Source organism: Vibrio sp. QJM3NY_26 (genome assembly GCF_057786005.1).
This window is the reverse complement of the sequence record NZ_CM173515.1, coordinates 3294068-3306533: the sequence shown is the minus strand read 5'-3', so window position 1 is coordinate 3306533 and position 12466 is coordinate 3294068. Positions and strand designations below refer to the sequence as shown.

Here is a 12466-nt window from a genome sequence, read left to right as displayed (position 1 = left end):
ATAACTCCTATTCTTCAGTGGTTCGATTAAACAGTCGGTAGCTAGACTGGCCAGTGGTCTTATCGCGATGCAATTCCCAGTTCTCTGGCATAGCCTCAAGCTGCAGCTCTTTTTCTGTCTCTACGTAAATGATGGCGTTGTCTGCCAACCAGCCATTGCTCTCAAGCAGTTGTACAGTTTCTGCAAGTAAGCCTTTACGAAATGGTGGATCTAGGAAAACCATATCGTAAGGAGTACCTGGCTTCTTAAGGAAAGAGATAGCATCAGTATTCACGACACTGATGTTGTCTGCTTTGAGCTCTTTCGCGTTATCAGAAAGCTGTTTGGCTGCCTTTTGATTCATTTCGAGCAGTGTCACCATTTTTGCTTGGCGAGAAGCTGCTTCAAAACCTAGACCGCCAGAACCGGCAAATACATCCAAGCAAGTTGAATGTGGGATATCTTGAGCCACCCAGTTAAAGAGTGTCTCTTTTACTCGGTCAATGGTTGGGCGTAATCCTTCTAAATCATGAACAGGCAGCTTTCTACCTCTCCATGAGCCACTAATAATTCGAACAAAGCCTCCGGATGGCTTTTTTTGTGATGTGTTTTGCTGGCGACGTCTTACCATAGATTTTTTGACCGCTAATAAAGTGATACTATACCGAGCCCAATTTAAGTGGGTTCGAGTATTAAATAAATTTGCAATGACAAAGTGTATCAAGCTAAAAGCAAACTTATCACTGCTTTGTCATTTTTCTTTACTATTCGTTTGTACAAGCTTGTATTGTATAACAATAGCAAAGAGTCGACGTGTATTAAGTCAATACAGCTAATTAGTAGATCTAGGAAACTCCTCTGATGACGGAAAAAAAGAAGCGCGGATTATTATCGTGGCTTGGTTTTGGTGACGAAGAACAAAGCCCAAAAACTCAGAATGAAGCGAACGTAGAAAACGTTGAAGATCAAACTGAAGTTGAATCACAAGTCGAGGTTGAACAAGCCGAGTCTGAACTAGAGGTAACTACGCCAGTTGAATCTAAGCCAGTTGATTCAGAGCAAGCGCTTGAAGAGATTCAGCAAGAGCAGCAGCCTGTCGTAGCAGAAGCAGAAGCAGAAGCAGAAGCAGAAGCAGAAGCAGAAGCAGAACAGGAAGATGTTGCTGTTCCTCAAGCTCAGGTTGAAGAAGTTCAAGATAAGCCGACAGAAAGCTTCTTTGCGCGCCTTAAGCGTAGCCTTAGCCGCACTAAAGCAAACATCGGTGCTGGCTTCTTTGGCTTGTTCAAGGGTAAACAAATCGATGAAGATCTGTTTGAAGAACTAGAAGAGCAACTTCTGATTGCAGACGTGGGTATGAATACCACGGTTAAGATCATTGAAAATCTGACAGAAAAAGCATCTCGTAATGACCTAAAAGACGGTGAAGCTCTATATGGTCTGCTCAAAGAAGAGATGGCGGATATCTTAAGCCAAGTGGAACAGCCATTGGTTGTTGATACGACTAAAACACCTTACGTTATTTTAATGGTTGGTGTGAACGGTGTCGGTAAGACAACCACCATCGGTAAGCTGGCTAAACAATTCCAAAGCGAAGGCAAGAAAGTGATGTTGGCGGCGGGTGATACCTTCCGTGCGGCAGCGGTTGAACAACTTCAGGTTTGGGGCCAACGTAATAATGTTCCTGTGATCGCTCAGCACACAGGTGCCGATAGCGCGTCTGTTATCTACGATGCCATTGAAGCGGCGAAAGCGCGTGGTGTTGATGTTGTTATTGCTGATACTGCAGGTCGTTTGCAGAACAAGAGCAACTTGATGGAAGAGCTGCGTAAGATTGTTCGTGTAATGAAGAAGATTGATGACTCTGCACCGCACGAAATCATGTTAACGCTAGATGCAGGTACCGGTCAGAATGCTATCAGCCAAGCGAAGCTGTTCAGTGACGTGGCACCAGTAACGGGTATTACGCTCACTAAGCTAGATGGTACGGCGAAAGGCGGCGTGATTTTCTCAATTGCTGACCAGTTCCAGATTCCAATCCGCTACATTGGTGTGGGTGAAGGCATTGATGACCTGCGTCCATTTGAGTCTAAAGACTTTATTGAAGCACTATTTAGCCGCGAAGAGTAACGCGAGTAGCAAAGTGGTTTATCCTTAACCTGCTACCGTTTTAAATTTGATATGAGTGATCGTAAGAGGAATTTTCGGTGATCAAATTTCAGCAAGTGAGCAAAGCCTACCGAGGCGGACGACAAGCGCTCCAAAAAGTGGACTTTCACCTTAAACGTGGAGAGATGGCTTTTTTGGGTGGGCACTCTGGCGCTGGTAAAAGTACCTTGCTGAAGTTGATCTGCGCCATCGAGCGTCCAACTGACGGACGTGTTTGGTTTAACGATCACGATATCACTCGTATTCCAGCTAAAGACATTCCCTTCTTACGTCGTAACATCGGGATTGTCTTTCAAGACCATCGCCTACTGATGGATCGCTCTATCTTTGATAACGTCGCACTGCCTATGCGTATTGAATCTATTTCTGAAAATGAAATAAAACGCCGAGTCAGTGCTGCGTTGGATAAAACCGGCTTACTAGACAAAGCCCGTTGTTTGCCAAGCCAGCTTTCTGGTGGTGAGCAGCAACGCGTGGGTATCGCTCGCGCTGTGGTTAACCGTCCCACTTTGCTTTTAGCGGATGAGCCGACCGGTAACCTCGATCCTGAATTATCTAACCGTGTATTACGTTTGTTTGAAGAATTCAACCGCGCAGGTGTTACGATCATCCTAGCGACGCACGATATCGGGTTAGTGAACACTCGCCCTCAGTACCGTCATCTTGAGTTAAATCAAGGCTTTTTGAGTGAGGTTGAAGACTATGGCCGCGAATAAGCGCATCAAGAAACCTCAATCCAATCGAGCAGCAAACCGGGCTTCAAGCGACGGCTTCTTTGTTGTTCATTGGAAACAAGCTAAGTCATCGTTCTCGCAAATGTGGCAACGTCCGCTGGGCAACTTGTTGACCCTTGCGGTGATCTCAATGGCTTTGGCGATGCCAGCTTGTTTGTACCTACTGGGTAAGAACGTTGGTGAAGTGGCTCAAGATGTCACCAGCCCGTCACAAATAAGTGCTTATGTAGAGGATGGTATTCCTGAGCCGAGAGTAATGGTGCTTAAGGATGAAATTGAAAGTTGGGATCAAGTCGAGCTGGTGGAATACATTTCACCGCAACAAGGGCTTGCGGATCTAAGCCAGTATTCTGGTTTTGAAGATGCCCTGACGATCCTAGATGATTATTCATTGCCAGGTGTGTTGGTGATTACGCCAAGCGTGCACAGTGATGTCTTAATCAAAGAATTAGCAAGCAACGTTAAAAAGCAAGAGCTAGTGACCGATGTTCGTTTAGACGAAGATTGGTTAGCTCGATTAGATGCGATCAAAGCATTAGCAGCGGTCATCGTTATTACCCTAACGGTATTGATGTTGGGCGCTGTGTTTTTGATTATTGGCAATACATTACGCTTTAATGTGTTGGCGCATAAAGACGAGATTCAAACCATGAAGCTGATTGGTGCTACCGACAGCTACATTCTTCGACCATACCTTTATGCTGGGATGTGGTTTGGCGTTTTAGGTTCGATTAGTGCTTGGGTAATGACGGCATTGATTACCGTATTGCTCAACAGCGCAGTGGATGATTTGGCTCAGCTTTATGATAGCCATTTCCGCTTAATTGGCCTGAGTTGGGATGAGTCTTTATTACTTTTGATCGTCGGAACCCTGCTTGGTAGTGTGGCTGCGAAGCTTTCTGCACAGCGCCACCTAAAAGAAATTGAACCAGTTTAGGTGAATAGAGTCATATTTATACGAAAAATAGGCAGTTCTTAACCAGTTTTTGCCTTGTATAGACGAATTGATTATGCATAATTACTTCCCCCTCCTTGAAACCTGTTCATTTTAGGTTCAAGATTGTCGGGTTTTAATAGATGTATTACTCCAGATCAGAGATTGATGAGGAACCGAATGGCAAACCAAGCGTATCAAATGGCTTTAGTCACACAAGATAGTTTAGATAGCTATATCCGCTCAGCGAACAGCTACCCTATGCTGACTCCTGAAGAGGAACGTGGACTTGCAGAGCGATTACATTACAAAGGTGAGATCGACGCTGCGAAAGGCTTGATCCTTTCCCACCTAAGATTCGTGGTGCACGTTGCAAGAGGTTACTCTGGCTACGGGCTACCAATGGCTGATCTCGTCCAAGAAGGTAACATCGGCTTGATGAAGGCTGTTAAGCGCTTCAATCCAGAAGTTGGTGTTCGTCTAGTCTCTTTTGCTGTTCACTGGATCAAAGCTGAGATTCATGAGTACGTTTTGCGTAACTGGCGTATCGTTAAGATCGCAACAACGAAAGCACAACGTAAATTGTTCTTTAACCTTCGTAAGTCTAAAAAGCGTTTAGGTTGGTTCAATAACGGCGAAGTTGAGACGGTTGCACGTGAGTTGGGTGTTGAGCCTTCAGAAGTTCGTGAAATGGAATCTCGCTTAGCGGCACAAGACGCTACGTTTGAAGCCCCGATGGATGACGATGACGGTGGTTCTGCTTACACGGCTCCAGTTTACTACCTAGAAGACAAAGCATCAGACGTTGCTGAAACGGTTGAAGCGGCGAACTGGGAATCACACACCAACAATCGCCTAGGACTCGCATTGAAGAGCTTAGACGAACGCAGCCAGCACATTGTTCGCTCACGTTGGTTGGATGATAACAAGTCGACACTGCAAGACTTAGCGGATACCTACAGCATTTCTGCAGAGCGTGTTCGCCAGTTAGAAAAGAATGCGATGAAGAAATTGAAACAAGCCGTTGGCGATTTCTAATAGCATCTAGTTTCTATTAGCTTCTACTTTCTAGTAGAGCTAGCAAATCGCTGAATTTTGAAAAGGCCGAGATCGAGAGATCTCGGCCTTTTTGTTTTGGATCGATTTCTCAATTTTTGCGATCGAAATTTGCAAAGTGATTTTGTGGATAACTCTGTGAGAAGTTTATTCGTCAGCTGTCTAAAAGCAGGGTGTAGTAAGGCTTTGAAGGGGTTTTTCGAGTGGGGATATGTTTCAGTTAACCCACAGCTAGATCAGGATCATTACTACATGTTGTGGATCTATTTTAAAAAAAGCACTTTATTCACGCAATTCACAGGTTTATCCACAAATGGTGTAAAAGTGATCGCTGGTGGATAACCTTATTAAGTGGATGTGATTGTTAGCCTTGGGATAGGTTACAATGGCAGCAAAGTAAATCAGTATAAAAGAGAAAGTCATGGACCAGTTTAAACATATCGATGTTAAAGGTGCTCAAGCCCTTATTGAACAAGGCGAAGCTCGACTTGTCGATATACGTGACCCGCAGTCTTTTGCGGTAGCTCACTCAAAAACCGCTTACCATCTTACTAACGATACGATGGTGTCGTTCATGGATGAGGTTGAGTTCGAACAGCCAATCTTAGTGATGTGTTATCACGGTATTAGTAGCCAAGGTGCGGCACAATATTTAGTGAACCAAGGCTTTGAAGAGGTATATAGTGTTGATGGTGGATTTGAAGCTTGGCATCGTGCTGAACTTCCAGTGATCGCGGGTTAATAGCCTTTATCACTTGAACCGCTTCAAGCATCTCTCATAGCATGAATAGGAAGTAACAATGATTAGATTGATGGTGTTAGACAATCCACGTCTTGCTCAAGCGTTTATTGATTATATGGCCTCTCGTCAGATCCCTATTCAGATGTCACCTGAGGGAGAAGGGCGTTTTGCTCTTTGGCTTCTTGATGGTCAATATCAGGTTGAAACCGAGGCCGAGCTCAATCGTTTCCTGTCGGAACCCAATCATAAGCGCTATCAAGCAGCATCTTGGGACATGGCAGAGACCAGAAAGAGCAACTTTCATTATCACACGCCAAGTTTTATGGGCATGATAAAAGCCAAAGCGGGCCCCGTGACACTCAGCCTGATGTTGGTGTGTGTGGTGATTTTTGCACTGCAGCAAGTCGGTTTTGGTCAAGCTATTTTCAACGCCCTACATTTCCCTGCGGTTGACGGACAACAATGGCAATTGTGGCGTTGGTTAAGCCATGCTGTCCTGCACTTCTCTGTTATGCATATCGCATTTAATATTTTGTGGTGGTGGCAGTTAGGTGGGGACATTGAGAAAAAACTAGGTAGCCTCAAGCTACTTCAGATCTTTGCTGTCTCTTCTGCGCTTTCAGGTGCAGGGCAGTACTGGGTTGAAGGGGCGAATTTCGGTGGTTTGTCTGGTGTTGTGTATGCCTTGGTTGGCTATCTATGGGTGGTGGGTGCAAAAGCCCCTCAGTTTGGTTTAGGTATTCCAAGACAGATCGTCGGCTTTATGTTGGTGTGGCTAGTGCTTGGGTACATGCAACCATTCATGGCCATTGCAAACACCGCGCATTTGGCTGGCTTAGCCGCTGGTGTCATTATTGGTTGGATTGATGCTATGAAAGCACCGAGTTCAGCACGAAGCGAGTAGATGCTTTTTGGCAGTAGTTAAATAATAGAGACAAAAAAGCGGCCAGATGAGCCGCTTTTTTATTTGGATTCGTTTTTACATCATTATTACTGATAAAGGTATTTGGTAAACAGTAGGTCAGCAATGAGGGTTTTGCCTGTTTCAGGAAGCAATACCTTGTTGAGATGTTCAACTAAGGTTTTTCTTAAATCTTCACGACCAGATAGAGACTTAATGGTTTCTTCGTTTTGTTTACCGAGCAATTCAATCACTGCATCACGAATCAGTGGTTGGTGGTGCTCGATGGCTGCCAAGTCGTTACTATTCGCAACCATAATATCGAGGCGAACCTGAATGTAGCCCAGTTTTTTACCTTTAGTGTAAAAATTGGTGGTCAGGTCAGGCTCTAGCGTGAAGTAGGCTAGTTTGGGTGCCGATTCCTCTTCAGCGAAACTTGATGCTGAAAAGAGTAGGGTAATCGCAAGAAATATTTGGGCTACATAACGTTTGTGCATATTTGTGACTTTTCTTTAGTTTATTCGCGATATTCGAAACGCATTAGTCTTGTTACAATGAGCAGTCTAAATCTAAATACGTTTACAATTCGAAGAACGCTTTAATTTTGTTCGAAAGTTGAAGCTTTATTGTACGTGTAAAGTCACCTATTGAATACTAGTATGAATCAGCCAATATCGCTGTATCTTAATTCGTTAATGAATGTAGATTGGCAAAGTACAGAAACATTTGATTTTCCTAATAAAATCACCAGAGAGTGGCTTTTGGAGCAAGGTTCTCTTTCCCGCAAGTTGGGCAAGAGCTGTCAGCACCTGTCTGTTGAGTTGCTTCATAATCAAGTTGTAGAACGCTCAATGCTACAACAGGACGAGGAACTTCTTTTATCATCGTTTGATTGCTTACTGCGTAAAGTAATTTTGAAGGGTGATGATGAGCCGTGGGTGTTAGGGCGAACCTTGATTCCTCGAGTCACATTAGAAGATCATCAGCACTCTGACCTTTCTCAACAAGGTAATGTCCCACTTGGTTTAACCGTGTTCAGCGCTGAGAACGTGGAGCGAGATGCGCTGCAAGTCGGTTGGGTTATCGCAGGCGATGAGCGACTGCTCGCGCGTCGTTCTCGATTATGGATGAACCATAAACCGATGCTTGTGGCAGAACTGTTTTTGCCAACATCACCCATTTACTCTAAGGAGAGTGTGTAAATGTTTGCCACCAAAGCGAAGGCGTATTGGCAATTAACGCGAATGAATCGCCCGATTGGTACCCTGTTACTCCTTTGGCCGACCTTATGGTCGCTGATTATCGCCGCGCAAGGCATGCCTGATTTTGATGTCTTGGTTGTTTTCGTACTCGGCGTGGTATTGATGCGTTCAGCTGGCTGTGTGATCAATGATTTTGCTGACCGTAAAGTGGATGGCCATGTAAAACGAACCAAGCAGCGCCCATTACCTTCAGGTTTGGTTTCCAGTAAGGAAGCTATTCTGCTCTTTTTAGTGCTAGCCATGGTTTCATTCTTACTGGTGCTAACCATGAATCCGCTGACGATTAAGCTTTCTGTTATCGGTGTTGGCTTAGCCTTCATTTATCCTTTTATGAAGCGTTTTACGCACCTTCCACAGTTGTTCCTCGGCTTAGCGTTTAGTTGGGCTATCCCAATGGCTTGGGCGGCGCAAACTAACGAGCTACCTAGTGTGGTCTGGTTTATTTTCATTATCAATGCGCTGTGGACGATTGCCTACGACACACAATATGCAATGGTTGACCGAGATGACGACTTAAAAATTGGCATCAAATCGACGGCTATTCTATTTGGTCGTTTCGACAAACTTATTGTTGGCTTCTTACAGCTAGTAACACTGGCGATGTTAATAGCGTTAGGCATGCATTACCAATTAGGAGATACCTTTTATTGGGCACTGCTGGTTGCTGGGGGCTTATTTGTGTATCAACAACATCTGATGCGCCACCGTGATCGAGATTTATGTTTCCAAGCTTTCCTAAACAACAATTATGTTGGAATGGCAGTGACAGCAGGCTTATTCATCACCTTCTGGTAAGCACGAGTTTTTTGCAAAACTAACGCTCAATAAAAAGGCACCCAATGGGTGCCTTTTTTGATCGTGTTCAGTCTAGTGATTAAAGCAATTGTTAATCAAGCGATTACTCTGCTTGGTGGATACTCTCTTGAATCGTCAGACGGACCTCTGGGTAAAGCATTGAGTAAAGAAGCTTAGCGAATTGCTGAGTCTTTTCTAAATCGCAGTTACCATCGTTATCCAAATATTGCTGCTGTTTCAAAGTTGCGAACATCGACGCAAACACACCTTTATCGAAGAACTCTGGTGCATTAATGCCTTGTAGACGTCCCAGTCGTTGTGCGATGTCTTGGCTCTTCTGCTCAAGATCAGATTTATCCAGATCAGGGTTCTCTGCCAATAGGTTCAGAGCAATAGAGTAGCGCTGTAGCGTTTCTGAAATCGTACGGCCTAACAGCATCAGTGCTTGGCTGTTTGACTGGTTGATGGTGACTTGGTTGTCCGACACCACAAGCATACCTTGGCCAACAAGCTCTTCAATGATGTTCGCCACCACGCTTTCAAGCTGATCTTCGTCGTAGCTTAAGAACAACTCTTTCTTCAAGAACGGGTAGATAGCAGCAACGTTCTCTTGAATCGTGTCAATGGTTAGGCCGTGCTGACGAATGGTCATCTGAGCAATTAATGATGGTAGAGCAAACAAATGAATGATGTTATTACGGTAGTAGGTCATCAGAATTGACTGGTGACGGTCTAGCGAAATGATGTCGCCCATTGAGTCTGATTCAATTAGGAACTTGTTCAGCGATTCAGCGTGTTTTACCAGATCTTCAGCGCTGTCTTTTGGTACCGTAAATGTATCAGAGTAAGGTACGTTCTTAAGCAGAGATAGGTAACAGTTGATCTGAGAAACCAAAGAATCACGAGACAATGCACGCTGTCTTGAAGCCAGTAACGCCGTTGCACAAAGCGTTAGTGCGTTGGTCGCTGCCGCATCGTTAATGTGTGTCATCATTTTGGTTGCTAGGTCATTAACCACTGGATTCATCCATTGTGGCTTGCTAGTTCCCATTGGATCGATATCTTTAGTCCACTCTGGAGCGTGCTCGTTCAGATATTGGTTAAGCTGAATCGGCTCACCAAAGTTCACGTAGCCTTTACCAAAATTGCGCAGTTTACGGAGCGTACGAATCACTAGGCTCGCATTTTCTTTTTCTTTGCGCTTACCACGAAGTTCTTTGGCGTAGGTCGCCACTTCCATTACGTGCTCGTAGCCGATGTATACAGGAACCAAAGTCACAGGGCGGTTCATACCACGCAGCATCGCCTGAATGGTCATTGCTAGCATGCCCGTTTTCGCTTGCAGTAGACGACCCGTACGAGAGCGACCACCTTCACTGAAATACTCGACCGAGTAACCTTTGGCGAACAATTCCGCCAGATATTCACGGAAAATAGTCGAGTACAGCTTGTTGCCTTTGAAGCTACGACGAATAAAGAACGCACCACCATGACGGAAAATAGGACCGGCAGGGAAGAAGTTGAGATTGATACCCGCAGCGATATGCGGTGGCACCATGCCTTCGTGGTAAAGCACGTAAGAAAGCAGTAAGTAATCCATGTGACTGCGATGACAAGGCACATAAACAATCTCGTGACCATCTTGAGCCAGCTTACGAACGGTTGAAGCGTTGCTGATATGCAGGCCTTGATACAACTTATTCCACAACCAACCAAGAATCTTCTCACCGCGTTTGATTAGCGAGTAAGAGAAGTTCGCAGCAATCTCGTCCATGATGTCTTGAGCTTCTTTGCTCGCTTTCTCGATCGAGATGTTCTTTGCTTGTGCTTCATCTTCAATCGCTTTCTTGATCGCTTCAGATTTTAGTAGGCGGTCAAACAGAGCTTGGCGACTTGGCAGGTTAGGACCTGATGCCGCCAATTTTTGGCGAGAAAAGTGAATACGTGCCACGCGCGCCAGTTTGTGTGCGATGGTATTGTCGGTGCCGTGTGAGTTAGCCATGTAACGTAGAGAAACCACAGGACTAAAGCGAACCAAGCAGTCACGACCTGCCAGTAATACCGCTTTTGATTTCTCTAAGCCGTTCATTGCTTGTAGGTAAGGTTTCTGGTTATTCTCTTTACCAGGCTTACGCCCCCACAATACAGTGGCAGGGATAACTTGAACGTCAAGATCAGAGTCTTCAGCATGCAGTGAAAGCAGCTCAGAGAAGACTTCAATTGATGAGCTTGGTACATAATCATCGTCTTGCAGTAGAGTTTTGCGAGAAGAGATAAAAACGTAGCGTTGCAGTGATTTGCCATTGATTTCAAGCTTGCTCAACGGATCAGGTAACCCTAATTCAAGTGCATGTTTTTGCAATGTAAGAATGTCTACACTTGAGCGAAACGGTAAGGCGTATACAATCGGTTTGCTCAAATCAATGTTCAAATCCTCAACAGGGTTTGAAGGAATTGATGTGCCCTTTACCAATACGGATAAAGGTAGCTTCATTAATGAACGTGAAAAAGATTGTCCAGAAGACATATAGGTTCACTGCCTCAATAGTTATTTCAATGTGCTCAAGCGTATCTCTATTTCTATGATGAAAAGGATAAATCCTGTGAGTGAAATAGGGATAAGCCTAGGCGTAAATTTAATCGATGCAAGAATACCAGAAACTGGTCTAACCTTTTAATGGAAATAGTCATATTGCCGTTAAGTTTGTGGAAAATCATTCATCGACTGATTGAGTATAGGGTTAAAAATGACCAAAAAATCAAACACCGGATTCAAACGTATCGTGAAAGCGGCGGGCTTTTCATGGCAAGGCATCACGAGCTCGTTTAAAAACGAGGCGGCATTTCGACAAGAAGTCTTCATGGCCGCAGTGCTTATTCCGTTGGCGTTTTACTTAGATGTAAGCCAAGTTGAGAGAATCTTGATGATTTCAGCAGTCGTGTTGGTGATGGTTGTCGAGTTGATCAATACCGCGATTGAAGCGGTCGTTGACCGAATCGGTAGTGAACATCATGAGCTTTCTGGGATGGCGAAAGATGTTGGCTCAGCTGCAGTTTTTATCTGTTTAGTATTAGCGGGTTACGTGTGGCTAGATATCTTGTTTTTGTAATTCGCTAAAAATGAACTAAAAACAACCAATTGCTTTGCTTTTGTTCAGTTACTGGATATACTCACAGTCAACTGTATAAAAAGACAGGTGAATCATGAAGCCGTTAACGCCCCGCCAGCAACAAGTTTTTGACCTTATCAAAAGTAAGATCGAAGATTTCGGTATGCCACCGACACGTGCAGAAATCGCGCGCGAACTTGGCTTCCGTTCTGCTAATGCTGCAGAAGAACATTTAAAAGCTCTTGCTCGTAAAGAAGCGATTGAGATTATCCCGGGTGCGTCTCGTGGTATTCGTATTTTGCTTGAAGATGCAGCGAATGAAGAGCAAGGTTTACCACTAATCGGTCAGGTTGCCGCTGGTGAGCCTATTTTGGCTCAAGAGCATGTAGAAATGCATTATCAAGTTGATCCAGGCATGTTTAAACCACAAGCTGACTTCTTACTTCGTGTAAATGGCGAAAGTATGAAAGACATCGGCATTATGGACGGTGATCTATTAGCTGTTCATAAAACACAAGATGTCCGCGATGGTCAGGTTGTCGTGGCTCGTGTCGATGATGATGTAACGGTAAAACGCCTAGAACGTAAAGGTTCAACGGTGCTGTTACACGCTGAAAATGAAGAGTTTTCTCCAATCCATGTCGATCTGGAATCTCAACACTTGTCTATTGAAGGGCTTGCGGTTGGTATTATCCGGAACACAGACTGGATGTAATCAGTACAAACAGCTTATTGATATTTATTCTCAATAACTTGTTATTGTAATTGATATTCATTATCATCTTCT

Annotated in this window: 13 protein-coding genes; 10 read left to right on the top strand and 3 right to left on the bottom strand. The window is 44.4% G+C overall.

Going from position 1 to position 12466, the window contains the following annotated elements:
• Positions 1 to 7 precede the first annotated feature (7 nt).
• Positions 8 to 610: a 16S rRNA (guanine(966)-N(2))-methyltransferase RsmD gene (gene rsmD, locus AC3CH4_RS14800; RefSeq protein WP_016796095.1), complete on the bottom strand. Its 603-nt coding sequence runs from the start codon at positions 608 to 610 to the stop codon at positions 8 to 10.
• Between the two features lie 230 nt (positions 611 to 840).
• Here rsmD and ftsY point away from each other — a divergent pair, with 230 nt between their 5' ends.
• From ftsY to glpG, 6 genes are all read left to right on the top strand, one after another.
• Positions 841 to 2106, top strand: a complete 1266-nt coding sequence (ftsY, locus tag AC3CH4_RS14795) for a signal recognition particle-docking protein FtsY (protein ID WP_428785713.1) — start codon at positions 841 to 843, stop codon at positions 2104 to 2106.
• 77 nt (positions 2107 to 2183) lie between these two features.
• On the top strand, positions 2184 to 2861 hold the full coding sequence (ftsE, locus tag AC3CH4_RS14790) for a cell division ATP-binding protein FtsE (protein WP_004736585.1): 678 nt from the start codon (positions 2184 to 2186) through the stop codon (positions 2859 to 2861).
• Entirely contained in the window at positions 2848 to 3816 is a 969-nt protein-coding gene (gene ftsX, locus AC3CH4_RS14785) for a permease-like cell division protein FtsX (RefSeq protein ID WP_004736584.1), read from the top strand. Before ftsE ends, ftsX begins: the two co-directional genes overlap by 14 nt.
• A gap of 177 nt (positions 3817 to 3993) precedes the next feature.
• Positions 3994 to 4851 carry an RNA polymerase sigma factor RpoH gene (gene rpoH / locus AC3CH4_RS14780; protein WP_026012297.1) on the top strand — a complete coding sequence of 286 codons (858 nt, stop codon included), beginning with the start codon at positions 3994 to 3996 and terminating at the stop codon, positions 4849 to 4851.
• A 439-nt stretch (positions 4852 to 5290) separates the two neighbouring features.
• The gene (glpE, locus tag AC3CH4_RS14775) at positions 5291 to 5611 is read left to right on the top strand and encodes a thiosulfate sulfurtransferase GlpE (RefSeq protein ID WP_004736711.1); all 321 of its coding nucleotides are present in this window, start codon (positions 5291 to 5293) and stop codon (positions 5609 to 5611) included.
• 58 nt (positions 5612 to 5669) lie between these two features.
• Positions 5670 to 6515 (top strand): rhomboid family intramembrane serine protease GlpG, encoded by an 846-nt coding sequence (glpG, locus tag AC3CH4_RS14770; protein ID WP_488543082.1) that lies wholly within the window; start codon positions 5670 to 5672, stop codon positions 6513 to 6515.
• 86 nt (positions 6516 to 6601) lie between these two features.
• Here the strand turns inward: glpG and AC3CH4_RS14765 are convergent, their stop codons facing one another.
• Positions 6602 to 7009, bottom strand: a complete 408-nt coding sequence (locus tag AC3CH4_RS14765) for a flagellar basal body-associated protein FliL (protein ID WP_004736708.1) — start codon at positions 7007 to 7009, stop codon at positions 6602 to 6604.
• Between the two features lie 162 nt (positions 7010 to 7171).
• Here AC3CH4_RS14765 and AC3CH4_RS14760 point away from each other — a divergent pair, with 162 nt between their 5' ends.
• Positions 7172 to 7714 carry a chorismate lyase gene (locus AC3CH4_RS14760; protein WP_004736706.1) on the top strand — a complete coding sequence of 181 codons (543 nt, stop codon included), beginning with the start codon at positions 7172 to 7174 and terminating at the stop codon, positions 7712 to 7714.
• Positions 7715 to 8569, top strand: coding sequence for a 4-hydroxybenzoate octaprenyltransferase (gene ubiA, locus AC3CH4_RS14755; RefSeq protein ID WP_004736705.1), 855 nt, complete (start codon positions 7715 to 7717; stop codon positions 8567 to 8569).
• Between the two features lie 103 nt (positions 8570 to 8672).
• Here the strand turns inward: ubiA and plsB are convergent, their stop codons facing one another.
• On the bottom strand, positions 8673 to 11096 hold the full coding sequence (gene plsB, locus AC3CH4_RS14750; protein WP_004736704.1) for a glycerol-3-phosphate 1-O-acyltransferase PlsB: 2424 nt from the start codon (positions 11094 to 11096) through the stop codon (positions 8673 to 8675).
• A 220-nt stretch (positions 11097 to 11316) separates the two neighbouring features.
• On the opposite strand from plsB, the gene AC3CH4_RS14745 reads away from it, so the two are divergent.
• Positions 11317 to 11679, top strand: a complete 363-nt coding sequence (locus tag AC3CH4_RS14745; protein ID WP_054542654.1) for a diacylglycerol kinase — start codon at positions 11317 to 11319, stop codon at positions 11677 to 11679.
• Between the two features lie 94 nt (positions 11680 to 11773).
• On the top strand, positions 11774 to 12394 hold the full coding sequence (gene lexA, locus AC3CH4_RS14740) for a transcriptional repressor LexA (protein WP_004736702.1): 621 nt from the start codon (positions 11774 to 11776) through the stop codon (positions 12392 to 12394).
• The last annotated feature ends 72 nt before the right edge of the window (positions 12395 to 12466 follow it).